The organism is Streptomyces sp. NPDC047525 (genome assembly GCF_040643025.1).
Taxonomy (GTDB): Bacteria; Actinomycetota; Actinomycetes; order Streptomycetales; family Streptomycetaceae; genus Streptomyces; species Streptomyces durmitorensis.
Window position 1 is genome coordinate 178181 of sequence record NZ_JBEYTL010000012.1, and the last position, 25042, is coordinate 203222.

Sequence of the window (25042 nt, forward strand, 5' to 3'; positions counted from 1 at the left end):
GCGCCATACGCTCACGACCGCATCCGTACGCTCATGAACACATCCGATGCTCATGAACACATCCGTCGCTCAAGAACACCTCCACGAAAGGGCCTTTGATGTCGATCCGCGTCATGCTCGTCGACGACCAGGCGCTGCTGCGCACGGGGTTCCGGATGGTGCTCGCCGCACAGCCGGACATGGACGTAGTCGCCGAGGCGGGCGACGGGGTCGAGGCGCTTCAGGCGCTGCGGACGACCGAGGTCGACGTGGTGCTGATGGACGTACGCATGCCGAAACTGGACGGCGTGGAGACGACCCGGCGCATCTGCCAGGACGAGAACCCGCCGAAGGTGCTGATCCTGACGACCTTCGATCTCGACGAGTACGCCTTCTCGGGGCTGAAGGCGGGCGCGTCCGGCTTCATGCTGAAGGACGTGCCCCCGGGGGAGCTGCTCGCCGCGATCCGCTCGGTGCACAGCGGTGACGCGGTGGTCGCGCCGTCCACGACGCGGCGCCTTCTCGACCGCTTCGCGCCGATGCTGCCGAACGCGGGCGGGCAGCCGCAGCACAAGGAGCTCGAGCGGCTCACGGACCGCGAGCGCGAGGTCATGATCCTGGTCGCCCAGGGGCTCTCGAACGGGGAGATCGCGGCGCGGCTCGTCCTGTCGGAGGCCACGGTGAAGACCCACGTGGGCCGCATCCTGACCAAGCTCGGCCTGCGGGACCGGGTGCAGGTGGTGGTCCTGGCGTACGAGACGGGTCTGGTGCGGGCGGGCGGCGGGGGCGCCTGACGGCCGCGCTGCCGCACGGGGGGCACGGCCGCGCTGCCTCTCGGTGACCGGCCGCGCTGTCTCTCGGGGTCAGCGCAGGATGCCCTCCAGGAAGTCGCTGCCCAGGCGGGCGACCACGGTGACGTCCAGCTGGTGCATCACGTACCGGCCGCGGCGCACCGTGGTGACCAGGCCCGCCTTCTTGAGGAGCGTGAGGTGCCGGGAGACCTCCGGAGCCGTGAGCCCGGTCGCGTGGGCCAGCTCGCCGGTGCTGAAGGGCGCGCGGGCCATGTCGCGGCACAGCCGCAGGCGCACCGGGTGCGCGAGGGCCGTGAGCCGCCGCTCCAGGGTCTCCACGGAGGTGGGCTTGGCCAGGTCCGGGGCGGACACGGGGTAGTGGATCACCGGGCGCCAGCCCGGGGCGTGCAGGACCATCAGGTGCGGCCAGGCGAAGTGCGAGGGCACGAACGTGAGTCCCGCGCCCAGGGTGTGGTCCATGGCCGTCGTGGTGCCGGGCACCAGCTTGTCCGCGGTGATGCGGCGGCTGTCCGCGTCCACGGAGAGCGCCGCCGACACCGAGGTGAGGACCTCGGCCAGGCCCTTGCGGCGCAGTATCTCCGTCTTGTGCCGGGCGTCGGCGGCCAGTTGGACGCGCACCCGCCGCCAGGTGTCGGCGAAGAACGCCTCGTCGCAGTCTTCAAGGAGGCGGCGCAGCCAGGCCCGGACGGTGTGCGGGTCGGTCAGGAGGCGCTCGGCGAAGTCCAGTTGCCGGGTGCCGCGCGTGGCGGCGAGCTCCAGGGCGCGGGCGCCGCGGACGGGGTCGGTGAGCGGCGAGGGACCGCCTTCGTTGTACGTCGTGCCGCAGGTGAACTCCAGGGCGGCCATGACGAATCGCTCGTCGTCCAGGCGGTCGAGGAGGTCGAGCTCATCGGCGAGCGTCGCCCCCGGCCTGCCGTCGCCGTCGACGAGCCCCGCGAACGGCATGAACACGTCCGAGAACGTGTTCCGCCACAGGAAGTCCGCCTCGCACAGCCGGTCGGCGAGGTCCGGCTTGAGGCAGGCGGTGGTCGCGGTGGCCCAGCCGTGCAGCCCCGGATGGTGTCCGGGCTCGGCCAGCGCGTGCAGCGCGACGCCCAGCTCCGCCAGGGGCGAAGGGTCGAAGAAGATCCGCTCCTGCGGCAGGCCTGCGATCTCGATGTGCACGCTCATGGACCCATCGTGCACCGCGCCACCGACATCCCGGCCGCCGATTGACGACCGGCGTCAATCGGCGCGACGGCAGCGTGACGGCGGGCGCAGTCTGTGGTGACCGGGCCGCACACGGCTCGTGAAGACCGGGCCGCACGGCAGCGTCGCCGCCGGACCGGAACCACGACGACCAACCCCTGCGCCGACTCTGGTTCCCGTCGACCCAGGGGTGCCCGATAAGTACTATTTGTCTTGAGAGGCGACCCATCATGAGCATCACCCAGCAGTACCTGCTCGACAGCTACCGCGCCGCCCAGCACGACGAGCGGACCCCGCCGGCCCCCGGTCAGCAGGACTGGCAGGTCATCCGCGAGGTGCGCGACTACGGACGCTTCCGTGCCGTCGTCGAGGAACGCCCCGCCCACGGACGGATCCGCGCCGCCCTGGCCAGGATCGCCCGCGCGGGCTCCGCCGGCCGGGGCTCCGTCAGCCGGGGATCCGTCGCACGAACTCCGCGACCGCATCATTGACGTCGCCGGGCGTCCACTCCAGGCCCGCCTCGGTCACGGTGACCTCCGTGACCGAGAGGCCGGGCGGCCCGTCGGCGAACCAGCGGCCGAACAGCTGGGTCTTGGTCTCCTCCGCCTGCCCGAGCGCCGCCTCGGTCAGGACCTCGGAGTCGTACGGCAGCCAGACCTGGAACTGATGGGTGTGCGGCTGCTCGGGGTGCACGCGCGACCAGGGCACCCCGGCGGCCGCGAACCCTTCGCGCAGCGCGTCGGCGACCACGCGCGCGTGCGCCACGTGGTCCGGCAGCCGCGGGAGCGTGTTCTTCAGGCCGAGCAGGGCGGACACGGCGGCCGGGAACTGCTGGAAGATCTGGCCGCCGTAGCGGTGCCGCCAGGTCCTCGCCTCGTCGACCAGGGTGCGCGGGCCCGCGAGGACCGCGCCGCTCAGGCCGTCGAGGGACTTGTAGAACGACACGTACACGGTGTCCGCGAGCCCGGCGATCTCCGCGAGGGAGCGGCCGAAGTGCGGTGTGCACTCCCACAGGCGCGCACCGTCGAAGTGCACGACGGCGTCGCGTTCGCGGGCCGCCTCCACGACCTCTTCGAGCTCCTCCCAGGACGGCAGGACGAAACCGGCGTCCCGGAGCGGCAGTTCGAGCATCAGCGTCCCGAAGGGCTCCTCGAAGTCCCGCACTTCCTCGGCCGTGGGCAGCCGCGGCTCCCGCGTCGGATGCACGGTGCGCAAGCCGCTCACCGCAAAGAGCGCGCCCCCTTCGTGGACCTCGGGGTGGGCCTTCGGGTGCAGGGCCACGGTCGCGTTGCCCGTGCGGCCCGCCCAGCAGCGCAGGGCGACCTGCTGGGCCATCGTGCCGCTGGGGAAGAAGGCGGCCGCCTCCTTGCCGAGCAGCCGCGCGACCTCGTCCTCCAGGCGGGCGACGACCGCGTTGCCGTAGATGTCGACCGGCTCGTCCGGGCCCACGACCTCGGCGGCCGCGTCAGCGAGTGCCGAGAGCCGTGCGGTGAGCGGCAGGTGCGCGGACCAGCGGTGCAGGGACCGGGTGGCGCCGAGGGCGGCGGCCCGGCGGCGGGCGGCGAGCAGGTCCTGATCGCTCACCTCGGTCTCCTCGTCGTGTGAAGTCATTCCCCGAGCATGGCGTGCGACCGGCCGCCGGTCATACCAATAGCCACAGCCTGTGGACAGCCGAGGACGCGGCGCGGACCAATCGCGTTAGCATGACGAGAAATCGTCCGGTACCCGGAGCGGACTGGAACGGGAAGAAGGCGTCATCGCGTGAACGCACCTCATCAGCCAGACCCGCGGGACCGTCCCGCGAGGCTCACGGTGGGTGTCGTGGGAGCGGGCCGAGTCGGCCCCGCGCTCGCCGCGGCACTCCAGCTCGCCGGGCACCGCCCCGTCGCCGCGTCGGGAGTCTCCGACGCCTCCGTACGACGCGCGGCGGTCCTCCTGCCCGACGTCCCCCTCGTCCCGCCCGCCCAGGTCCTCGAGCGCGCCGACCTCGTCCTCCTGACCGTGCCGGACGACGCCCTGCCCGGCCTGGTCGAAGGCCTCGCGGAGACCGGTGCCGTGCGCCCCGGCCAGCTGATCGTGCACACCTCCGGGCGGTACGGCACCAAGGTGCTCGAACCCGCCCTGCGCGCCGGTGCCCTGCCGCTCGCGCTGCACCCCGCCATGACGTTCACCGGCACCCCCGTCGACGTTCAGCGCCTCGCGGGCTGCTCCTTCGGCGTGACCGCTCCCGAGGAGCTGCGTCTCGCAGCGGAGGCGCTGGTCATCGAGATGGGCGGCGAGCCCGAATGGATCGCCGAGGAGTCGCGCCCGCTCTACCACGCGGCGCTCGCGCTCGGCGCGAACCACCTGGTCACGCTGGTCGCCGAGTCCATGGAGCTGCTCCGTGACGCGGGCGTGGAGGCTCCCGACCGGATGCTCGGCCCGCTGCTCGGCGCCGCCCTGGACAACGCGCTGCGGTCCGGCGACGCCGCCCTCACCGGACCCGTCGCACGGGGGGACGCGGGCACCGTCGCCGCGCACGTCGCCGAGTTGCGCAAGCACGCCCCGCAGACCGTCGCCGGGTATCTGGCGATGGCCCGCGCGACCGCCGACCGCGCGCTCGCCCACGGACTGCTCAAGCCCGAGCTCGCCGAGGACCTCCTGGGAGTCCTGGCCAACGGCGGGAGCGTGACCGGCGACGGCGAGGGAGGCACCCGATGACCAGCCTCGTGCACACCGCCGAACCACTGCGCACGCGCACGCGTGCCGGTCGCCGCGTCGTCGTCATGACCATGGGCGCCCTGCACGAGGGCCACGCCACGCTGATCCGCACCGCACGCCGCATCGCGGGCGACGAGGGCGAAGTCGTGGTCACGGTCTTCGTGAACCCCCTCCAGTTCGGCGCGGGCGAGGACCTCGACCGCTACCCCCGGACACTGGACGCCGACGTCAAGATCGCCGAACAGGAAGGCGCGGACTTCGTGTTCGCCCCGTCCGTCGACGAGGTCTATCCGGGCGGCGCACCGCAGGTCCGGATCAGCGCGGGCCCCATGGGCGCACTCCTCGAAGGGGCCACGCGCCCCGGCCACTTCGACGGCATGCTGACGGTCGTCGCCAAGCTGCTGCACCTCACCCGGCCCGACGTCGCGCTGTACGGCCAGAAGGACGCCCAGCAGCTCGCCCTCATCCGCCGCATGGTGCGGGACCTGAACTTCGGCATCGAGATCGTCGGCGTGCCCACCGTCCGTGAGGACGACGGCCTGGCCCTCTCCAGCCGCAACCGCTATCTCTCGCCGGCCGAGCGGCGCACCGCGCTCGCGCTCTCCCAGGCCCTCTTCGCGGGCCGCGACCGGCACGCCGCGCAGGAGGCCCTCCACGCGCGTGCGGCGCAGGCCCCCGTCACGCACGCGCGCGCCGACGCCCTGAACGCCCTGGGGGAGTCCCGCGCCGCGGCCGACACCCACGCCCTCGCGCAGTCCGTCACGCCGTCCGTGCCCGGCGGCCCCGCGGCCGTCCGCGCAGCCGCCCGGCACGTCCTGGACGAGGCAGGTCGCCGCAAGCCGCCGCTGGAGCTGGACTATCTGGCGCTCGTCGACCCGGCCGACTTCACGGACGTACAGCCGGGCCACACCGGTGAGGCGGTCCTCGCCGTGGCGGCCAAGGTCGGCGCGACCCGGCTGATCGACAACATCCCGCTCACGTTCGGAGCCACCACATGAGTGCCACCGGAATACGGCTGCATGCCCCCGCCCCCGGCTGGTCCCTGGAGGCCGACGTCGTCGTCGTCGGCTCCGGAGTGGCCGGACTGACCACGGCCCTGCGCTGCTCGGCCGCGGGCCTGAAGACCGTCGTGGTCACCAAGGCCAGCCTTGACGACGGCTCCACGCGCTGGGCGCAGGGCGGCGTCGCCGCGGCGCTCGGCGAGGGCGACACCCCCGAGCAGCACCTGGAAGACACCCTCGTGGCGGGCGTGGGCCTGTGCGACGAGGAGGCCGTGCGCACCCTGGTCACCGAGGGCCCCGGCGCCGTCCGGCGCCTCATCGAGACCGGCGCCCACTTCGACACGAGCCCCGAAGGCGCCATCGAGCTGACCCGCGAGGGCGGCCACCACCGCCGCCGCATCGCGCACGCGGGCGGCGACGCGACCGGTCTTGAGATCTCCCGCGCCCTGGTCGAAGCGGTCCGCGCGCAGTCCATACCGACCGTGGAGAACGCCCTCGTCCTTGACCTGCTCACCGACGCCGACGGCCGCACCGCCGGTGTCTCCCTGCACGTCATGGGAGAGGGCCAGCACGACGGCGTGGGCGCGGTCCACGCCCCCGCGGTCGTCCTCGCCACCGGCGGCATGGGCCAGGTCTTCTCGGCGACCACGAACCCGTCCGTGTCGACGGGCGACGGCGTCGCGCTCGCCCTGCGCGCGGGCGCCGAGGTGAGCGACCTGGAGTTCGTGCAGTTCCACCCCACCGTGCTCTTCCTGGGAGCCGACGCGGAGGGCCAGCAGCCGCTGGTCTCCGAGGCGGTGCGCGGCGAGGGCGCCCACCTGGTGGACGCGGACGGCGTGCGCTTCATGGTCGGCCAGCACGAGCTCGCCGAGCTCGCACCCCGCGACATCGTCGCCAAGGGCATCACGCGCCGCATGCAGGAACAGGGCGCCGAGCACATGTACTTGGACGCCAGGCACTTCGGCGCCGACATGTGGGAGAACCGCTTCCCGACCATCCTCGCCGCCTGCCGCGCCCACGGCATCGACCCGCTGACCGAGCCCATCCCCGTCGCCCCGGCCGCGCACTACGCCTCCGGCGGCGTCCGCACCGACCCGCGGGGCCGCACCACGGTCCCGGGCCTGTACGCCTGCGGCGAGGTCGCCTGCACCGGCGTCCACGGCGCCAACCGCCTCGCCTCCAACTCCCTTCTGGAGGGCCTGGTCTACGCCGAGCGCATCGCCGCGGACATCGCGCAACGGCACGCGGAGCTGGCCCTGCCCGCCCTCTACGCCGCGGTGCCCGTCCCCGTGCCCGCCCCCGCGCCGGTGCCCCACCCCGACACCCCCGCGCACCCCCTGCTGCCCCCCGAGGCCCGCTTCGCCATCCAGCGCGTGATGACCGACGGCGCCGGAGTGCTCAGGTCCGCCGACTCCCTCTCCGAGGCCGCGGCCCGCCTGGCCCGCATCCACGCGGAGGCGGCGGGCGCGCTCGCCGAGGACGGCAAGACCGCCGAGCCCGGCGTCGACACCTGGGAGACCACCAACCTCCTGTGCGTCGCCCGCGTCCTGGTCGCCGCCGCGCAGCGCCGCGAGGAGACCCGCGGCTGCCACTGGCGCGAGGACCGCCCCGACCGCGACGACGAGGCCTGGCGGCGCCACATCGTCGTACGCCTGAACGCGGACCGGACCCTGGCGGCGCACACGACCGAGACCGCAGACTTCCCCCCGACGACCAGCCTTCAGGAGAAGTGACCGTGAGCACCCCCGACGACCTCCCTCTCGCCCCCACCGGCGGTGGCTGCGGCGACGCCTGCGGCTGCGGCGGAGACGACGCGTACGACCCCCTGGAGTGCGGCCTCGACCCCGCTCTCGCGCAGCTCCTGACCGACGCGGGGCTCGACCCCGTGCAGGTCGAGGACATCGCGCACATGGCGATCGAGGAGGACCTGGACGGCGGCGTGGACGTCACCTCGGTCGCCACGATCCCCGAAGAGGCCGTGGCCACCGGCGACTTCACCGCGCGTGAGGCCGGCATTGTCGCGGGCCTGCGCGTCGCCGAAGCCGTCATCTCCCTCGTCTGCACGGACACCTTCGAGGTCGAGCGGCACGTCGAGGACGGCGACCGGGTGGAGGCGGGCCAGAAGCTGCTCAGCGTCACCACCCGCACCCGCGACCTGCTCACCGCCGAGCGCAGCGCGCTCAACCTCCTGTGCCGCCTGTCCGGCGTGGCGACGGCCACGCGCGCGTGGGCCGACGCACTGGAGGGCACGAGCGCCAAGGTCCGCGACACCCGCAAGACGACGGCGGGCCTGCGTGCCCTGGAGAAGTACGCGGTGCGGATGGGCGGCGGCGTGAACCACCGCATGTCGCTCTCCGACGCGGCGCTGGTGAAGGACAACCACGTCGTGGCCGCGGGAGGCGTGGAGCAGGCCTTCAAGGCCGTCCGCGCGGCCTTCCCCGACCTGGCCGTGGAGGTCGAGGTCGACACCCTCCACCAGCTGCGCGAGGTCGTGGACGCGGGCGCCGACCTGATCCTCCTGGACAACTTCACGCCGGGCGAGACCGAGGAGGCCGTGGCCATCGTGGCGGGCCGCGCGATCCTGGAGTCCTCCGGCCGCCTCACCCTGGAGAACGCACCCGCGTACGCGCGGACGGGCGTGGACTTCCTCGCGGTGGGCGCCCTGACCCACTCCTCGCCGATCCTGGACATCGGCCTCGACCTGCGCGCGGCGGAGTGACGACGACATGCTGCTGACCATCGACGTCGGAAACACCCACACCGTCCTCGGTCTCTTCGACGGCGAAGAGATCGTCGAGCACTGGCGCATCTCCACCGAGGCCCGCCGCACCGCCGACGAACTGGCCGTGCTCCTCAACGGGTTGATGGGCATGCACCCGCTCCTCGGCGAGGAGCTCGGCGACGGGATCGACGGCATCGCCATCTGCTCGACGGTCCCCTCCGTCCTGCACGAACTGCGCGAGGTCACACGGCGGTACTACGGAGACGTGCCCGCCGTCCTCGTGGAGCCCGGCATCAAGACCGGCGTGCCGATCCTCATGGACAACCCCAAGGAGGTCGGCGCCGACCGCATCATCAACGCGGTCGCGGCGGTCGAGCTCTACGGAGGCCCCGCCGTCGTCGTCGACTTCGGCACGGCGACCACGTTCGACGCGGTCTCCGCGCGCGGGGAGTACACCGGAGGCGTCATCGCCCCCGGCATCGAGATCTCCGTCGAGGCGCTCGGCGTGCGGGGCGCCCAGCTCCGCAAGATCGAGCTTGCCCGGCCGCGCAGCGTCATCGGCAAGAACACCGTGGAGGCCATGCAGTCGGGCATTCTGTACGGCTTCGCGGGCCAGGTCGACGGCGTCGTGCAGCGCATGGCCCGCGAACTGGCGGGCCCGGACGGCGATCCCGACGACGTGACGGTCATCGCGACCGGCGGCCTGGCGCCCATGGTGCTCGGCGAGGCCTCGGTCATCGACGAGCACGAGCCGTGGCTGACCCTCATCGGCCTGCGCCTGGTCTACGAGCGCAACGTCTCCCGGAGTTGAGCACTCCGGGAGACGTTCCGCAGCTGTCGCCGCAGCTGTCGACCGCACCCGTCGGCTCATAACTGGCGGCTCATAAGCGGGGCTTGCGCACACAACCCTGCGCCCCATAGAAGAGTCTGCGCAGGGACGGGACGTGACCGGGTTCGAGCGGGCGTGGAGCAAATGGGGCGTAGGGGAAGTCTGGTCGCGACAGTGGCCGCCGGGGTGCTTGCCGGTCTGGCCGGACCGGCCACGGCGGCGAGCGCGGCCACCGGGTTCGAGGACGGCCGTGCGGCGCACACGGTGACGTACGCGGTGGACTTCGGCGCGGAAGGCACCGCCGAGGGCCCCGGGGCCTTGGTCGGCGGCCTGTCCACGACGGCCTCACCGTCCGCCACCTCCAGCACGTCCAGCACCTCCAGCACGCCCGGTACCGATGAAGAAGGCCCCGGCACCATCGCGGACACCGGCGCGGGCGTGCTCCCCTGGATCACGGCCGTCGCGGCCGGCGCCCTCGGTGTCGGCGCGGTCGTCTTCGCGATGATCCGCCGCCGCTCGGAGTGAGCGCGGGCGCCGCCACGTCCCGCGGAAGCCACGCCACAGATTGGCGTTAAGCGGATTTTGTCCGTTTGGCACGTATTGTCGGTCCATGCCCACGCCATACGGATCTCGCGGCGGGATGGCCTTCGGTGCGGAGGAGCTGCGTGTGCTCCGCCGCGCTCTGGCCCTCGCCCTGCATCCAAGCCCCGTCTCCGACGAAGACGTCCAGGACTGTCTCCGTCTCGCCGACGCCGTCGACGAGGCGGTCAGCGAGGGCGCCAGGCTCCGCGCCTTCCTGCTGGCCGACCTCGCCCGCTACCGGGCGGCCCTGCCCGGCACCGCGACCGGCTACCTCGCGCTCCTCGAGGACGTCCTCTGCTCCGGCTACCAGCCGGGCGCCGACGACCTCGCCGCGCTGCGCGCCCTGCGCGGCAACCCGGTCGCGGCCGCCCTCCTCGACCGCTGCCGGACCCTCGCCGAACAGGCCGTACGCGCCCGCCTCTCGGGCCGGTCCCATACGTCCACCCCGGCGCCCCGCCGTCTCGTCCCCGCCTCGCGCACGCGCCTGCTCGCCCTCCCCGGCGGCAGGAGCGAGGCCGACGACAGGGCGGAGCCCAAGCCCAAGACGCCGAGCGCCCCGCCCGGCAAGCCGGCCACTCCCGAGCAGCCCCGACCCGTGCCGACCCCGGCCGAGGTCTTCCCTCCCAAGCGCCGCCCGGCGGACCCCCCGCACCAGCTCGCCGCGGGCTAGCTACTCTGGGGGCATGGAATACGTCTCCGCGCTCCTGCCCCCCGTAGTGATGGCCGTGTTCTTCGGCGGTCTCATCGTGACGATCGTGAAGACCCAGGGCGGCGCCAACAAGGCCAAGGAAGACGCGGCCGTCGACGCCGTGATCGCCCGAGCCGAAGGCGCCCGGCAGGCCCCCAAGGCCTGACCAGGCCCGACTCCCGGTGACCCGAGGTCACCACCCGCACACTCCTGGCGTACGACTCGCTCCCATTCCGAGTCGTACGCCCTTTTTGTTGCGGAAATGGCGCCTCGCCCACGTCCGTCACGTCATTAGTGACATCTCCCACTATTGTTCTGGTGTGCCTCGCCCCTTGGGAGAACTCGAAGACTCAGTCATGACACGGGTGTGGAAGTGGAACCGCCCCGTGACCGTTCGAGAAGTCCTGGAAGACCTTCAGCAGGAACGGTCCATCGCGTACACCACCGTCATGACCGTTTTGGACAATCTTCATCAGAAGGGCTGGGTGCGCCGTGAAGCGGAAGGCCGCGCCTATCGATATGAGGCGGTCTCCACTCGGGCCGCCTACGCCGCCGCACTGATGAACGAAGCATGGTCGCAGAGCGACAACCCCGCCGCCGCTCTCGTCGCGTTCTTCGGGATGATGTCGGCGGAACAGCGCGAAGCACTCAGCGGCGCGATGCGCATCGTGGGCCCGGTCTCTCAAGCGATCCCTGAAGCGATCCCTGAAGCGATCCCTCAAGCGGATCCTCAAGAGACACCTCAAGAGACACCTCAAGCGGTCCCGGAGAACCCCGGCGCGGCGGAGCCAGAAGTAGAGCGATAGCGTCCGGTCATGCCAGCAGAACCCCCTGAACTCAGCGCTAAAGCAGTCTCCGTACGCCGGGCGCGCACCGCCGATGTGCCGGTCGTACGCAACCTCCTCGACTCCTACGCCCGTCAGGGGATCCTGCTCGACAAAGCGACGGTCGCCCTTTACGAGTCCATCCAGGAGTTCTGGGTGGCGGAACGCGACGACAACGCCGAGGTCGTCGGCTGCGGCGCCCTCCACGTGATGTGGGAAGACCTCGCGGAAGTGCGCACTCTCGCGGTGAACCCCGATGTCAAGGGCGCCGGAGTGGGTCATCAGGTGTTGGGGAAGTTGCTGCAGACCGCTCGCTGGCTCGGTGTCCGGCGGGTTTTCTGTCTCACCTTCGAAGTCGACTTCTTCGCGAAGCACGGCTTCGTGGAGATCGGTGAGACGCCTGTCGACGGAGATGTCTACAGCGAGCTCCTGCGTTCCAAAGACGAGGGCGTCGCCGAGTTCCTCGGCCTCGAACGAGTGAAACCGAACACCTTGGGCAACAGCCGGATGCTTCTGCATCTGTGATCGTCGCCGGTATTCCGGGCTGCCTGCTGCCCCGGTTCCCTATGTCCGAAACGCGCACGTTTCCAGGGTTCTCGGGGTCCTCAGTCTCTCCCGGGGGTTTGTGTTTTCCCAGCAAAAGCGGTTTGCTTTCCGACGTACTGCAGTACTGCATATAACAGGGGGCGGCGATTCTGCGGCTCGCGCCGTGCGATCCGGCCCTAAGTTATCGATGAAAGGAAATCCGGTGGCACAGAAGGTTCAGGTCCTTCTTGTCGATGACCTCGACGGTGGCGAGGCAGACGAGACCGTGACGTTTGCGCTGGACGGCAAGTCGTACGAGATCGACCTCACCACGTCGAACGCGGACAAGCTCCGCGGTCTTCTTGAGCCGTACCTCAAGGGCGGTCGTCGCACCGGTGGCCGTGGATCGGCCGGGCGCGGCAAAGCCCGTGCCGCTGCCACGAGCGGCGGTCAGGACACCGCGGCGATCCGTGCCTGGGCGAAGGACAACGGTTTCGAGGTCAACGACCGCGGCCGCGTCCCCGCGTCCATTCGCGAGGCCTACGAGAAGGCCAACGGCTGACGACGGGTCCGTCGCAACCGGACCCGGTGGCACTGCGTTGCCGCCGTGTCCACAAGTCGTACGAGACCGGAGCCCACGGCGGGGTCGCTGTGGGGCACGGTGCCACCCCCCACGCACGACAGGGAAGGCAGTGCCGGCAGCGTCGGCTCCACCTCGCACCCGGGCTCTGGGGGTCGCAGCCATACGGCGGCCCCCTGCGAGCCGGACCACCCCGGAGGCGTGGGCGCGTCGATCCGTCCGCCCGCACCGATGGCCGTGAGGTCGAGGCGGATGCCGCCCCACTCCAGCCACTCCAGGAGCCCCGGAAGCTCGTCGGCGCTCCCCGCGGCCACGAAGAGCCGCATCGTTTCCCCCCGCAGAGCCACCGGAGCCTTCGGCCCGAGATGCCGCAGGGCGGCGAAGCCTGCTTCAGCGGGCAACTGCAGTACGTCGAAGCGGAGCCCCGTCAGGAGCTGCACCGGCAGTCCGGGACGGTCCTCGGCGGTCGCCCAGCCGAGTTCGTTCTCGTACCACTGCCGCACCGGGTCGCTCTGTTCGACCGGTACACGGGGCTGGGGAACGGTGATGGCCATGCCAGGAGCAACCGGCCGGAAGGCTCCTGGGTTACGCAGCGTGTCTCCGCGAATGCGCACAGTGCCCGGAAAGAGGGCGTAAGGGCGTGTTCGGCGGCGCAAGGGTGTTCGCCCGTAGCGGAGGGAACCGGCGCGCGCCGCATGGAGTGTCAGTCGTTGCGGGTAAGACATCCCTAGTGGGGAGGGGCGACACACGCGCCAGGCCGTCTCACGTTCGCCATCGGCGTAGCTGAGGTGAGGGTAAGTGCTTGGCCTGCGGGAACATCGTCTCGCACCATCGGGTTGGAGCAGTTGTCGGCGTTCGGGGTCAGGAGGCACCTCTTGTTCTCGGCCGGGTGTCGGCAGTTGGAATGAGCGGTCCCCGCTTGCGGGACTAAGCTGCGGAAGGACAGGGAGGGGACAGCCCCCTTACTGCCTGACCGCTCTGAGGAGCGATTAACGATGTTCGAGAGGTTCACCGACCGCGCGCGGCGGGTTGTCGTCCTGGCTCAGGAAGAAGCCCGGATGCTCAACCACAACTACATCGGCACCGAGCACATCCTCCTGGGCTTGATCCACGAGGGCGAGGGTGTCGCCGCTAAGGCCCTGGAGAGCCTCGGGATTTCGCTCGAGGCGGTCCGCCAGCAGGTGGAGGAGATCATCGGTCAGGGCCAGCAGGCCCCGTCCGGCCACATCCCCTTCACCCCCCGTGCCAAGAAGGTCCTGGAGCTTTCGCTCCGCGAGGCCCTTCAGCTGGGCCACAACTACATCGGCACGGAGCACATCCTGCTCGGCCTGATCCGCGAGGGCGAGGGCGTCGCCGCCCAGGTCCTCGTGAAGCTGGGCGCCGATCTCAACCGGGTGCGGCAGCAGGTCATCCAGCTGCTCTCCGGATACCAGGGCAAGGAGACCGCCACCGCAGGCGGTCCTGCGGAGGGCACGCCTTCCACGTCCCTGGTGCTCGACCAGTTCGGCCGGAACCTCACCCAGGCCGCTCGTGAGTCCAAGCTCGACCCGGTCATCGGGCGCGAGAAGGAGATCGAGCGGGTCATGCAGGTGCTGTCCCGCCGTACGAAGAACAACCCCGTGCTCATCGGCGAGCCCGGCGTCGGCAAGACCGCCGTCGTCGAGGGCCTCGCGCAGGCCATCGTCAAGGGCGAGGTGCCCGAGACGCTGAAGGACAAGCACCTCTACACGCTTGACCTCGGCGCACTGGTCGCCGGCTCCCGCTACCGCGGTGACTTCGAGGAGCGCCTGAAGAAGGTCCTCAAGGAGATCCGCACCCGCGGCGACATCATCCTGTTCATCGACGAGCTCCACACCCTGGTGGGTGCGGGCGCCGCCGAGGGCGCGATCGACGCCGCGAGCATCCTCAAGCCCATGCTGGCGCGAGGCGAGCTGCAGACCATCGGTGCCACGACGCTGGACGAGTACCGCAAGCACCTGGAGAAGGATGCGGCCCTCGAGCGCCGCTTCCAGCCCATCCAGGTCGCGGAGCCGTCGCTGCCGCACACCATCGAGATCCTCAAGGGTCTGCGCGACCGTTACGAGGCTCACCACCGGGTCTCCATCACGGACGAGGCGCTGGTGCAGGCCGCCACCCTGGCCGACCGGTACATCTCGGACCGCTTCCTGCCGGACAAGGCGATCGACCTGATCGACGAGGCCGGTTCCCGGATGCGCATCCGCCGGATGACCGCGCCGCCGGACCTCCGCGAGTTCGACGAGAAGATCGCGGGTGTCCGCCGCGACAAGGAGTCCGCGATCGACTCGCAGGACTTCGAGAAGGCCGCCTCTCTCCGCGACAAGGAGAAGCAGCTGCTCGCGGCGAAGGCCAAGCGCGAGAAGGAGTGGAAGGCCGGCGACATGGACGTCGTCGCCGAGGTCGACGGCGAGCTCATCGCCGAGGTCCTCGCCACGGCCACGGGCATTCCGGTCTTCAAGCTGACCGAGGAGGAGTCCTCGCGGCTGCTGCGCATGGAGGACGAGCTCCACAAGCGGGTCATCGGCCAGAAGGACGCCATCAAGGCGCTTTCGCAGGCGATTCGCCGTACGCGTGCCGGTCTCAAGGACCCGAAGCGTCCCGGTGGCTCGTTCATCTTCGCCGGCCCGTCCGGTGTCGGTAAGACGGAGCTTTCCAAGACGCTCGCCGAATTCCTCTTCGGTGACGAGGACGCCCTGATCTCCCTCGACATGTCGGAGTTCAGCGAGAAGCACACGGTCTCGCGCCTCTTCGGTTCGCCGCCCGGATATGTCGGTTACGAAGAGGGCGGGCAGCTGACGGAGAAGGTCCGCCGCAAGCCGTTCTCGGTCGTCCTCTTCGACGAGGTCGAGAAGGCCCACCCGGATATCTTCAACTCGCTCCTCCAGATCCTGGAAGACGGTCGCCTGACCGACTCCCAGGGCCGGGTCGTGGACTTCAAGAACACGGTCATCATCATGACGACCAACCTCGGCACGCGTGACATCTCCAAGGGCTTCAACCTTGGATTCGCCGCCGCGGGTGACGTCAAGACGAACTACGAGCGCATGAAGACCAAGGTCAACGACGAGCTGAAGCAGCACTTCCGCCCGGAGTTCCTGAACCGTGTCGACGACACGGTGGTCTTCCACCAGCTCACCGAGGAAGACATCATCCAGATCGTCGACCTCATGATCGCCAAGGTGGACGAGCGTCTCAAGGACCGCGACATGGGTATCGAGCTCAGCGGTGACGCGAAGAAGCTCCTGGCCAAGAAGGGTTACGACCCGGTGATGGGCGCCCGGCCGCTGCGCCGGACGATCCAGCGCGAGGTCGAGGACATCCTGTCGGAGAAGATCCTCTTCGGCGAGCTCCGCCCCGGCCACATCGTGGTCGTCGGCACGGAGGGTGAGGGCGACGAAGCCAAGTTCACCTTCCGCGGCGAGGAGAAGGCTGCGCTTCCGGACGTCCCGCCGATCGAGCAGGCGGCTGGTGGCGCCGGGCCCAACCTGAGCAAGGAGGCGTAGCCCGCCGGGCTCGCACAGGCTCACAGGGGCTGCCCCGGACCGTTTCTCGGTCCGGGGCAGCCCCTTTTGGCGTGCGGCTGCGGGTGCGTTGTGGTTGCTCGCGCAGTTCCCCGCGCCCCTTTGGGGCGCTCCCCGCGGCTATGACGTGATCGTGATTCCCTCCGGTACGTTCCGCACGCGCGGCAGGCGGGGGTTCACTCGGAGCACGCTCAGGTTCGGGAAGCCGGAGAGCCAGGACATGTCCGTGTCGGCCAGCTCGGCGGTGACCCACAGGTGGGTGAGCTGCTCGTGCTCCAGGCCGTCGAGGAGCTCCTCGGTGCGCATGACGCCGACGACCTGGATCCAGGGCCGCCCGCCGAGGTGTCGAAGGGCCGCGAGCTCGGCGGTGTCGGAGACCGGGAAGTACAGGCCGACCGGGTCGAGGTGGGCGATGATCTCGCGTGCGTACCGCTCCGTGTCGAAGTGCCGCCAGGGGCGGGCGAGTTCGAGCCGGATGGACAGCGCCGAGCGGTGGCGCAGGCGGGCGAGGTAGTCGATGGCGGCGTCGTCCTGGACGCGGGTCGCCGTGATCGCCAGGAGGAGCGCCTGCTGGTCGCTCGGCACCTGCTCGGGGTCCGGCAGCTGCTCCAGGACGATGGGGCCGACCCAGCCGAGGCTGCGGGCGGCCAGTTCGGTCGTGGGGCGCACGAGGTTCTTCGTGCGGTCGTGGACGAGCTGCTGCACCGCCGGGTCGAGCTCGGTGACGTGCTCCAGGCAGGCCGCGGCCATCAGGCGCCGGTGGTTCACGTGCGGGCGGCGCAGGTTCGGGGCGGCGGCGAGCAGCCGCTCCAGGAAGTCGGCGCACTCCTCGGGCCGTGCGTGGGCGGCGGCCATCCGGATGACCTCCTCCCACTCGGCCTGGTGCGCGTGCTCGACGAGGGTGGGCAACTGACCGCGGGCCACTATTTCCTTGGCGGCCAGGTAGTCCTGGAAGGTGCGGTGGATGAAGTCCACCGAGAGGCCCGCCTGTTCGCGGAGCAGACCCGTGCGGTGCAGCAGATGGCGGAAGATCTTCTCGCCGTCGCCCTCGGCACGCGCGGAGGGGATGGCGGGCAGGGCGCCGTCCAGAAGGGCGACGACGCGCTCGCGCGGCAGCTCCGACACGCCCTCCTCCACCATCGCGTGGGCCAGCTTGCGCAGGAGCAGCTCCCGGGGGCCCTGCATGAGCCGCACATCATCGGCGTACAGGACGTCGCGTTCGGGGTCGCGGCGCTGGAGGAGCATCTCCAGGGCGGCGTCGTACAGCTCCTTGCGGCCTTTGGGCAGGGAGCCGGAGCGGTCGCGGTTGAGGGCGCATATCAGGCCGCACATCAGGGGGTTGGTGGCGAGCTGGCGCAGCTCGCGGTAGATGCGCACGGAGTGCAGGAGACGCTGTTCGTACTCCTTCAGCTTGTCGCGCTCCGACTGCTCCTTGCACTGGTCGTCGCTCATCGCGGCCGCGTGCCAGTCGTGGATGAAGCGGGTGACCTGGTCGCGTGACATCGGCGCGAGGGACAGCTCCTTGAAGCCCTCCTCGGCGAGGCGCTCCTGGGCGAGCCAGCCGTCCTCGACGGCGGAGGGGCGGGACGTCACCAGGCAGCCGTTGCCGGAGAAGATGCGAAGGAGGCGGCGCAGCTGGTTGCGCAGCTCGCCGCGGGTGGCCTCCGGGGCCTCGTCGATGCCGTCGACCAGGAGCATGGCGCGGCCCGCGAGGAGCGTGCGCACGACCCAGCCCTCCGGGGCCTGGTCGGCGAGGGGGTGGCGGATGGCGTGCAGGAACTCGTCCGGGGCGGGGAAGCCCTCGCGGGCGAAGCGGCGTACGGGAAGGACGAAGGGCACGCGGGCGCCCTCGCGCGCCGCGGCCACGGCGAGCCACTGCACGAGGGTCGTCTTGCCCGAGCCCGCGACGCCGCGGAGCAGCACCCGCTCGTGGCCCTCCAGGGCCCGGTCGGCGAGCAGCACGGTCCGCGGCTCGCCCGGTACGCCGCTGCCGCTGCTCTCCTCGGCCTCCAGGCTGAGGTAGGTGTCCTCCAGGGGCCAGCGGTCCGGCGCGTTGGCCAGGTCCACGCCGACGATGGTGAGCCAGCCGTGCTGTCGTACGACCTCTTCGGCGTAGGCGGCCTCGAAGTCCCGGTCCTCCTGGGACTGTTCGGGCTGGCGGGCCGCGGCCTCCGCGTCGTTCAGGTCGATGAGCTGGCGGATGCGGCTCGCGCGCTCGGCCATGTGCCGCTGGATGTGCGGGGAGCGCCGGACGAAGTGGTACAGGACGTGCAGGCACACGGCCACGAGCAGCTCGTCGTGGAACCACGCGGCGCTGGGGGTCAGGGAGCGGTCGGCGCCCTGCACGGCGCCCCTGAGGCGCCGCGCGTAGTCCTGCGGCCCCAGGCGCACGGCGTCCACGTCCGTGAGGTCCAGCTCCCCGATGGCGAGCAGAGTGCGCGTCAACACATCGACCACGGCGCCCAGTTCGGTCGTCGGCGCGGTGTGCGCCTCGGCGGCGAGGTGGACGAAGTCGGCGGCCGTGCGGTGCACGTCGTCCGGTGTCGCGGGGGCGTCCGCGCCGCGCCAGGTGGTGAAGGCGGCGATCAGCTCGGGTGTGGTGGGCGTCTGCGGGGGAGGCGTGCCGATGAGCCGTTGTACGAGGGGTGTGGCGAGGGGCGAGGGGATACGGACAACGGGCTCCATGGACATAGGGGGTCCCTGCGGGTGGGATTTCGTGTGTCGTGGAGAGTCAAGGGTAGGTCAACTCCGCCACGGCGGTGGGGTGATGAGTTCGATCTGGTCCGGCGCCTGCTGCGCGACGGCCTCGCTCACCTCCGAGGTCACATGGACCCTCTTGAGGTTCGGGAAGGCCGAGAGCCAGGCCAGGCCTTCGACGGGATGGGACGCCTCCAGACCGAGCCGGATGAGCCGCTCGCGGACGATGAGTTCGGTCAGGTCCTCGACGCGGTAGGCGCCGACGACCTGGATGTCCGCCCAGCCGCCGATGGAGCGCAGGGCGCGGAGGTCGTCGGTGTCGCGCACGGTGACCCGCGCCTGGCGGGGCAGGTGCGCGAGTATCTCCACGGCGTAGAGCTCGCGCTCGAAGTGCGGCCAGCACGCGGCGAGGGTCCGCTGGACGTCCATGCTCGGATGTTCGCGGAACTGGGTGAGGAAGTGCAGCGCGGACTCACTTCCCAACTCGCTTGCCGTACGCACCACATGACGTGCCGCGAAGTCGTCGAGCCCCTCCGCGGCCGGAAGCAGCGAGAGCACGAGCTCGCCCCCGGCCCGCGCCAGCTCCTCGGCCTCGGCGCTGGATCCGGGCGGTACGAGCAGCTGCACCCCGACCTCCACGAACGAACGGATCGCGGGCGCCACCTCCGCCGCGTACGGAAGCCCCGCGGCGGCGAGGAGCTTGCCGCGCGGGGTGCCCTGTTCGACGAGGCGCCGCAGCATCTGCCCGGCTTCCTTCGGCCGCGCGTGGGCGATGGCGAGGAGGACGACGTCCTCCCACTCGTCCTTGTCCGCGTTGTTCAGGAGCAGATCGAAGTCCAGTTCCTGCACCGCGAGCCGGGAGCCGAGATAGTCCTGGAACGTGCGGTGAAGGAAGTCGACGCGCCCGTCGGCGGGTTCGCGCAGCAGCCCGGAGCGCAGCAGGAGCGAGGTGTAGATCTCCTCCGCTTCGCTGCTCAGGTTCAGGGAGGGCAGTGCCTGCGTGATGATGTGCAGCGCGTCCGAACGGTCCATCTCCGAGCGGCTGTTGCGGATCAGCCACCACGCGAGGCGTTGCAGGAGCTGGATCTGGGTGGCATAGGGGATGCGCACTCCACCCGGGTCGTCCAACCCCCGTTCCCTGTCCCGCCGTTCGAGGAGCATGGAGAGGGCGGCCTCGTAGAGAGACTTCCTGTCCTGGGGCAGGAAGCCGTTCCGGTCCCGGTGCAGGGCGCAGAGCATGCCGCACATCAGGGGGTTGGTGGCCAGGCGGTTCAGCTCGGCGGTGGTCCGTACGGCCTGCAGCAGGGACGCGCCGGTGGGCTCGTCGGCCCCGGCGGCGTGGTGCCAGCGGCGTACGAACGTGGCGACGTCGTGCCGGGCCATCGGGGAGAGCGTGAGTTCGTTGAAGCCGGCGGCGGTCAGCCACCGCTCGGGGACGGCGGAGGGGCGCGAGGTGACGAGCCACAGGTTCCCGGGGAAGGTCCGCGCCAGCTCGCGCAGCCACCGGCGGGCGGATTCCCGCCGCTCACCGGCGATCTCGTCTATCCCGTCGACGAGGAGCACGCCGCGCCGGGCGCGCAGGACGCGGTCGACCCAGCCGGCGGGCTGATCGCCCGCGACCGGGCAGGCGACGGCCTTGAGGAAGTCCCCCGGGATGGGCAGCTCGGCCCCCGGCCGCAGGATCCGCCGCATCGGCAGGACGAAGGGCACGCGCCCGATGAGGTGCGTGAGTCCGTGCTCGTACGTCCGGCTCGCCGCTGTCACGGCGAGCCACTGGACGAGGGTGGTCTTGCCGGATCCGGCGACGCCGCGCAGCAGGACCTGGTCGTGCTGGGCGAGGACCTGCTCGGCGGGGACGTGCAGCCCGCTGCCGCCGGGTCCTGTGCGCTCGCGGGTCGCCTCCAGGCTGAGGTAGGCGGTGTCGAGGGGCCACTCGCTGGTGCCGGCGTCGAGGCCGTAGATGGTGAGGGTGCCGTGGCGCTGGGCGATGTGGGTGGCGTAGCGGTCCTCGAAGGCGGCGTCCTCGGCGGTCTGGGAGGGAAGCCGGTCGAGAAGAATGTCGATGGCTTGGACGAGTCGGGCCAACTGCTGTGTGTTGACGGTGAGTTGGCGGGCGATGTAGGTGGAGCGCCGGGTGAAGAAGTTCAGGATGTGGAGGCAGGCGGTGTGGAGGAGGCGCTCGTAGAAGAGTTCGCCGCTCGCGCTGAGGCCGAAGGAGATGATGACGGTGCCCGCGTTGGACCGAAGCAGGTTCGCGAAGCCTTCCGGCCCCATGGATACGGCTTCGACGTCCTCGATGGTGATGGTGCCGAGGGCGGCGAGGGAGTGGGCGAGGGCGTTGCGTACAGCGAGGGCTTCCGCCGGGTCGACGGGCTGCTCGTGGGGCCCGGCGGCCTTCAGCGCCCTGCGCACGAGCTCGTCGGCGACCTTCTCGACGTCCTTGGGCGTGACGCTGCGTTTCTCGCCGCTGAACGAGATGAGGGCGGAGATGCGGACGGGCTTGTCCACCAGGGCCGCGCCCGGCTGGTCTGCCACGAAGAGCTTCTTGATGAGCGGCACGACGACGCCGGACGCGATGCGGGCGCCTAGCGTGGTGGCTTCGACCATGTGTCGAGGGTAGGTGAAGGGGGGTGGGGGCGGCGGGGGTTGGGGCTTAACTGGTACGGGGGCGCTGCGGGGCACTGCGTGCGGCGGCTCGGGATCTCTGGTCGTCCAGCGCCGTCGATGAGTAGTGTCCCAGGGTGATGAACACCGCGCCGCGTGGCGATCTGCGACCGCCGAGTCTCAACGCCGATGAGAAGACGACGCTGTTGTCCTTCCTCAACTATCTGAGGGAAGCGGTCGCGGCCAAGGCGTCGGGTGCATCCGACAAGGCAATCAGGACTGCTGGGGTGCCATCAGGGACCAGCATCCTCGGCCTCATCAAGCATCTGACCGCAGTTGAGCTCAATTGGTTTGCCTGGGCCTACGCCGGCGCTGACGTCGAGCCATGGGACGACGAGTCCCAACCTGCCGACGACGAGACTGCTGAGGGCCTGCTCGCGGCTTACGATCAGGCGATCGGGCGGTGCAATGACATCATCCACGCCTGCGATGACTTGGATCGGCCCGGCGCCCGTTCGCTCCGCGAGACGCCTCCGCCGACGATGCGCTGGGTCTTGGTGCACATGATCGAGGAGACTGCTCGGCACGCCGGCCATGCTGACATCCTCCGCGAGCAGATGGACGGTTCGGCCGGCCGGTGAGCCGGCACGGTTTGAGCTCCGCCATTGCTGCGGGCGGGTCCCGGTGCGGTGGCCGGTCAGGTCGAGCGTCGCAGGAACCCGTCGACGAGTCGGTCGATGAACTCGGGCTCGATGGGCTCGCCCGTGACCAGGATGCGGTAGTAGAGCGGACCCACGAGCTGGTCGGTCTCGGCGGTCACGTCGACACTGCTGGGCAGCCTTCCGCGCTGGATGGCGCGCTCCAGCGGTAGACGGTCGCGCACGCGCTGCTCGTTGAGGAACCTGTCCCGGAAGTCCTCGGCGAAGACGGGGTCATGCTGTGCCTGTGCGATCAGGGCCCGGAAGACGGCTCCCGAGTCGGACTGGCCCAGGAATTCCGCCAGTTGGCGCAGATAGGTGCGCAAGTCCTCGCACAGGTCACCCAGATCGGCCGGTGTCAGGTCCTCGGTCACGTCCTGCAGGAAGGCGTCCATGAGGACTGCGGTCTTCGTTTTCCACCAGCGGTACACGGTCTGCTTGGCCACGCCGGCGCGCGCCGCGATGCCCTCGATCGTGACGCCGGCATAGCCCTTCTCGGCCAGCAGGTCGTCGGCCGCCTCGAGCACCGCCTGCCTGGCCGCGGCACTTCGTCCGTGCCGGTTGCCGTGATGCCGCCCTGCGGACAAGCCAGCGATGGGCTCGTCGCCTTGTACTGCGCGTCCCATGAGCGCCTCCCTGGGGTACAGGATAGAAGCTCTAGATTAAACGCAACGTTGCGTCTACTCTAGAAGTCATGACCTACACACACACCCTCGCCGACCCCCGGGTCGAGGCCGCACTCAGCCAGATGTTCGCGCGCGCAGCACACGACGAGGACACCGCGGCCCTCGCCAGGGAGAAGCTGCCCGAAGGGCTCGCCCCGACGACGCCACAGGAACAGGCCGACGCCGCGGCGGAGATCTATATGCCGATCTCCGCCGCGGGCGGGCAACTGCTCTACAACCTGGTCCGAGCCGTCCGCCCCAGCACCGTCGTGGAGTTCGGCACGTCCTTCGGGATCTCCACGCTGTACCTGGCCGCCGGCGTACGCGACAACGGCGCGGGGCGCGTCATCACCACGGAACTGAGCAAGACCAAAATCGCAGCGGCTCGCCGCACCTTCGCCGAGACCGGCCTGGACGACGTGATCACCGTCCTCGAGGGAGACGCTCGGCACACCCTCAGGGATCTCGACACTCCTGCCGATCTCGTCCTGCTCGACGGCTGGAAGGACCTCTGCCTGCCGGTCCTGCAACTGCTGGAGCCTCGCCTCGCACCAGGCACCCTCGTCATCGCCGACGACGTCGATCTCGACAGTCTGCGCCCCTACCTGAGCTATGTCCGCGACCAGGCCAACGGCTACCAGAGCGTGACCTTCCCCGTCGAGGACGGCATGGAGATCAGCTGCCGCCTATGACCGGTCCATCGGGCGCGGTCTGCGGCTGTTGTCAGTTGAGCTTGGTGCCGTAGATGTTGTCGACCGTCATCGTGATCAGCACCCGGCGGTCGGACACCATGACCTCGCGGTACTCGTCCCAGTCCGGGTGCTCGCCGGCAGCCGCGCGGTAGTAGTCCACCAGGGCCTGGACCTCGGGGCCCTGCGGGTCCGTTCCCGGGCCGACGAGGGTGGCGGTGCCCTCGGCGGTGGCCCAGGCGCGGCCGTCGGGGCTGGTCACCTCCAGCGTGGCGCGGGGGTCGCGGCGGAGGTTCGCGATCTTTGCCGTCCTCGCGGTCGTCGATACGCGGATCACGTTGTCGGAGCGGTCGTACGACGGCATGACGGGCGAGAGCTGGGGGCGGCCGTCGGACTTGATCGTCGCCAGTACGCCGAGGTTGCTCTGCGCGAGCAGGGCGTGCGGGTCGAAGCGTGTGTCTGTCGTCATGCTGGGCCCAACCCGCTGTCGGGTGCGGGGTATTCCGGCTCGCGTTGGGCCATGCGACGAGATCCGATCAGGAAGCCGACCGTCGCGTCGTCGCGCTCTGGGTCGAGTACCGGCTGGTCGACAACGCTGACGTAGCAGCCCAGCTCGGGGCGGGTTCTGAGCTTGTCCAGGAGGAGGGCGACGTGGCTCCAGGGCGATTGTGCAACCGGCTGTTGCACCATTGGCTCCGCCCAGGTGGGGACCAGCTTGTGCACGTACTTCAGGTTGCGGCGGGAGAAGCCGCGCCGGCTCGGGAAGGCCGTCTTGAGGCCTGTGGCCGGCCGGGCCACGACCTTGGTTCCCCGGCCCTCCTGCTCCTGGCGGCCGAACCCTGCTGCGGTGCAGCTCAAGGCCTTGTTCAGGGCCTTGTGATGACGGAGAACTCGTTGCCGTCGGGGTCGGTGACGGTGGCGATCCGGCCGTACGGGATGTCCTCCGGGGTGGTGGACGTGCCGCCGGATGCGGTGGCTTGCTGGGCCACCGCGTCTGTGTCGGCCACCTCGAAGGTGGTGGCCCAGGCCGATGCGGGGGTGGACGTGGAGGGCTTCGGGATGCCGAAGATTCCGCCGATCTCGTGGCCGTCGGGGCGGCGCAGGAAGGTGAAGTCCGCTTCCGGCATGACGTCGTTGAGGTCCAGGGTGTAGCCGAAGACCGCCGAGTAGAACGCTCGGGCCGGGCCGGGGGCCGGGGTGAGCAGGTCGTTGCGGACGAGCGAGCCCGGCTCGTTCACGATTTCGCAGCCGATGCGCGTGCGGGCCTGCCAGAGGCCGAAGCGGGCGCCCACGGAATCCTCCGCGACGGCCACGCGGGCGCCGTCCGCCATGACGTCCACCGGCTCCTCCAGCAGAGTGCCGCCCGCCTCGGTGATGCGTTTCGCGGTTCCGTCGCAGTCGGCGGTGGCGATGTACATGGTCCAGCCGAAGCCTGTGGGGGGCGGGGCCTGAGTGATGGCCGCGACCGGCTTTCCGTGCAGCAGGCACGTGGCGCTGCGCTCGCTGTGGGCGGGTTCCTCGGCGTACTCCCAGCCGAAGAGCCCGCCGTAGAACTCCAGGGTGCGGTCGTACTCGGTGACGCGGAGGTCGATCCAAGTGGGGGTGCCGTCGGGCTGGGCGCTGGTGAGGTGGCTCATCGTTCGCTCCTTGCGGCCTTCGTCGAACAGCTGAACAACGGGGAGCGTCCGACGCTAGGCGTCCAATAGGTCGGCTGCTGGCC

General features: G+C 70.6%; 25 protein-coding genes. 16 read left to right on the forward strand and 9 right to left on the reverse strand.

What is annotated here, in order from left to right:
* The first annotated feature begins 98 nt into the window (after positions 1–98).
* On the forward strand, positions 99–773 hold the full coding sequence (locus ABZ833_RS31195; RefSeq protein WP_361053382.1) for a response regulator transcription factor: 675 nt from the start codon (positions 99–101) through the stop codon (positions 771–773).
* Positions 774–842: 69 nt separating this feature from the next.
* On the opposite strand, the gene ABZ833_RS31200 is transcribed toward ABZ833_RS31195, so the two are convergent.
* On the reverse strand, positions 843–1955 hold the full coding sequence (locus tag ABZ833_RS31200) for a DUF5937 family protein (RefSeq protein ID WP_361053530.1): 1113 nt from the start codon (positions 1953–1955) through the stop codon (positions 843–845).
* 254 nt (positions 1956–2209) lie between these two features.
* Between ABZ833_RS31200 and ABZ833_RS31205 the strand changes: the two genes are divergently transcribed.
* Complete coding sequence (locus ABZ833_RS31205) at positions 2210–2470, forward strand: hypothetical protein (RefSeq protein ID WP_361053385.1); 261 nt, start codon at positions 2210–2212, stop codon at positions 2468–2470.
* On the opposite strand, the gene ABZ833_RS31210 is transcribed toward ABZ833_RS31205, so the two are convergent.
* Positions 2427–3590 carry a beta-eliminating lyase-related protein gene (locus ABZ833_RS31210; protein WP_361053388.1) on the reverse strand — a complete coding sequence of 388 codons (1164 nt, stop codon included), beginning with the start codon at positions 3588–3590 and terminating at the stop codon, positions 2427–2429. The genes ABZ833_RS31205 and ABZ833_RS31210 overlap by 44 nt on opposite strands.
* A gap of 150 nt (positions 3591–3740) precedes the next feature.
* On the opposite strand from ABZ833_RS31210, the gene ABZ833_RS31215 reads away from it, so the two are divergent.
* The 11 genes from ABZ833_RS31215 (at position 3741) to ABZ833_RS31265 (ending at position 12412) form a co-directional block, all read left to right on the forward strand.
* Positions 3741–4679: a DUF2520 domain-containing protein gene (locus ABZ833_RS31215; protein WP_249588600.1), complete on the forward strand. Its 939-nt coding sequence runs from the start codon at positions 3741–3743 to the stop codon at positions 4677–4679.
* A complete protein-coding gene (gene panC / locus ABZ833_RS31220; protein WP_361053392.1) occupies positions 4676–5677 on the forward strand; it encodes a pantoate--beta-alanine ligase in 1002 nt (333 codons plus the stop codon). Before ABZ833_RS31215 ends, panC begins: the two co-directional genes overlap by 4 nt.
* The gene (locus ABZ833_RS31225; RefSeq protein WP_361053394.1) at positions 5674–7413 is read left to right on the forward strand and encodes an L-aspartate oxidase; all 1740 of its coding nucleotides are present in this window, start codon (positions 5674–5676) and stop codon (positions 7411–7413) included. The genes panC and ABZ833_RS31225 overlap by 4 nt, the downstream gene beginning before the upstream one ends.
* A 2-nt stretch (positions 7414–7415) precedes the next feature.
* Positions 7416–8399 carry a carboxylating nicotinate-nucleotide diphosphorylase gene (gene nadC / locus ABZ833_RS31230; protein ID WP_361053397.1) on the forward strand — a complete coding sequence of 328 codons (984 nt, stop codon included), beginning with the start codon at positions 7416–7418 and terminating at the stop codon, positions 8397–8399.
* Positions 8400–8406: 7 nt separating this feature from the next.
* Positions 8407–9213: a type III pantothenate kinase gene (locus tag ABZ833_RS31235; protein ID WP_249588596.1), complete on the forward strand. Its 807-nt coding sequence runs from the start codon at positions 8407–8409 to the stop codon at positions 9211–9213.
* Positions 9214–9375: 162 nt separating this feature from the next.
* Positions 9376–9756: a hypothetical protein gene (locus tag ABZ833_RS31240; RefSeq protein WP_361053401.1), complete on the forward strand. Its 381-nt coding sequence runs from the start codon at positions 9376–9378 to the stop codon at positions 9754–9756.
* Positions 9757–9871: 115 nt separating this feature from the next.
* Positions 9872–10483: a hypothetical protein gene (locus ABZ833_RS31245; RefSeq protein WP_361053533.1), complete on the forward strand. Its 612-nt coding sequence runs from the start codon at positions 9872–9874 to the stop codon at positions 10481–10483.
* A 13-nt stretch (positions 10484–10496) separates the two neighbouring features.
* The gene (locus tag ABZ833_RS31250; protein ID WP_249588594.1) at positions 10497–10667 is read left to right on the forward strand and encodes a hypothetical protein; all 171 of its coding nucleotides are present in this window, start codon (positions 10497–10499) and stop codon (positions 10665–10667) included.
* Between the two features lie 154 nt (positions 10668–10821).
* Positions 10822–11307 carry a BlaI/MecI/CopY family transcriptional regulator gene (locus ABZ833_RS31255; protein ID WP_361053404.1) on the forward strand — a complete coding sequence of 162 codons (486 nt, stop codon included), beginning with the start codon at positions 10822–10824 and terminating at the stop codon, positions 11305–11307.
* 9 nt (positions 11308–11316) lie between these two features.
* Complete coding sequence (locus ABZ833_RS31260) at positions 11317–11850, forward strand: amino-acid N-acetyltransferase (RefSeq protein WP_160506416.1); 534 nt, start codon at positions 11317–11319, stop codon at positions 11848–11850.
* Positions 11851–12073: 223 nt separating this feature from the next.
* Entirely contained in the window at positions 12074–12412 is a 339-nt protein-coding gene (locus ABZ833_RS31265) for an Lsr2 family protein (RefSeq protein ID WP_249588592.1), read from the forward strand.
* Here the strand turns inward: ABZ833_RS31265 and ABZ833_RS31270 are convergent.
* The gene (locus tag ABZ833_RS31270; protein WP_361053408.1) at positions 12391–12984 is read right to left on the reverse strand and encodes an SCO3374 family protein; all 594 of its coding nucleotides are present in this window, start codon (positions 12982–12984) and stop codon (positions 12391–12393) included. The two genes, ABZ833_RS31265 and ABZ833_RS31270, sit on opposite strands and share 22 nt — an antisense overlap.
* 441 nt (positions 12985–13425) lie before the next feature.
* On the opposite strand from ABZ833_RS31270, the gene ABZ833_RS31275 reads away from it, so the two are divergent.
* Positions 13426–15951: an ATP-dependent Clp protease ATP-binding subunit gene (locus ABZ833_RS31275; RefSeq protein ID WP_249588590.1), complete on the forward strand. Its 2526-nt coding sequence runs from the start codon at positions 13426–13428 to the stop codon at positions 15949–15951.
* A 138-nt stretch (positions 15952–16089) separates the two neighbouring features.
* Here the strand turns inward: ABZ833_RS31275 and ABZ833_RS31280 are convergent, their stop codons facing one another.
* Together ABZ833_RS31280 and ABZ833_RS31285 are read right to left on the reverse strand one after the other, a co-directional pair.
* Complete coding sequence (locus ABZ833_RS31280; protein ID WP_361053411.1) at positions 16090–18654, reverse strand: NACHT domain-containing protein; 2565 nt, start codon at positions 18652–18654, stop codon at positions 16090–16092.
* Between the two features lie 57 nt (positions 18655–18711).
* Positions 18712–21273 carry an NACHT domain-containing protein gene (locus ABZ833_RS31285; RefSeq protein ID WP_361053414.1) on the reverse strand — a complete coding sequence of 854 codons (2562 nt, stop codon included), beginning with the start codon at positions 21271–21273 and terminating at the stop codon, positions 18712–18714.
* Between the two features lie 137 nt (positions 21274–21410).
* On the opposite strand from ABZ833_RS31285, the gene ABZ833_RS31290 reads away from it, so the two are divergent.
* The gene (locus tag ABZ833_RS31290; protein ID WP_361053535.1) at positions 21411–21911 is read left to right on the forward strand and encodes a DinB family protein; all 501 of its coding nucleotides are present in this window, start codon (positions 21411–21413) and stop codon (positions 21909–21911) included.
* A gap of 56 nt (positions 21912–21967) precedes the next feature.
* Here ABZ833_RS31290 and ABZ833_RS31295 read toward each other — a convergent pair whose 3' ends face one another.
* Positions 21968–22594 (reverse strand): TetR/AcrR family transcriptional regulator, encoded by a 627-nt coding sequence (locus ABZ833_RS31295; RefSeq protein WP_361053417.1) that lies wholly within the window; start codon positions 22592–22594, stop codon positions 21968–21970.
* Between the two features lie 68 nt (positions 22595–22662).
* Here ABZ833_RS31295 and ABZ833_RS31300 point away from each other — a divergent pair, with 68 nt between their 5' ends.
* Complete coding sequence (locus ABZ833_RS31300) at positions 22663–23325, forward strand: class I SAM-dependent methyltransferase (protein WP_361053420.1); 663 nt, start codon at positions 22663–22665, stop codon at positions 23323–23325.
* A 31-nt stretch (positions 23326–23356) separates the two neighbouring features.
* Here ABZ833_RS31300 and ABZ833_RS31305 read toward each other — a convergent pair whose 3' ends face one another.
* From ABZ833_RS31305 to ABZ833_RS31315, 3 genes are read right to left on the reverse strand one after another with little or no spacing between them, the layout of a single operon-like run.
* The gene (locus ABZ833_RS31305) at positions 23357–23791 is read right to left on the reverse strand and encodes a PPOX class F420-dependent oxidoreductase (protein WP_361053423.1); all 435 of its coding nucleotides are present in this window, start codon (positions 23789–23791) and stop codon (positions 23357–23359) included.
* Entirely contained in the window at positions 23788–24180 is a 393-nt protein-coding gene (locus ABZ833_RS31310) for a DUF1016 N-terminal domain-containing protein (protein ID WP_361053426.1), read from the reverse strand. The genes ABZ833_RS31305 and ABZ833_RS31310 overlap by 4 nt, the downstream gene beginning before the upstream one ends.
* 8 nt (positions 24181–24188) lie before the next feature.
* Complete coding sequence (locus ABZ833_RS31315) at positions 24189–24959, reverse strand: VOC family protein (RefSeq protein ID WP_361053429.1); 771 nt, start codon at positions 24957–24959, stop codon at positions 24189–24191.
* Between the last annotated feature and the right edge of the window lie 83 nt (positions 24960–25042).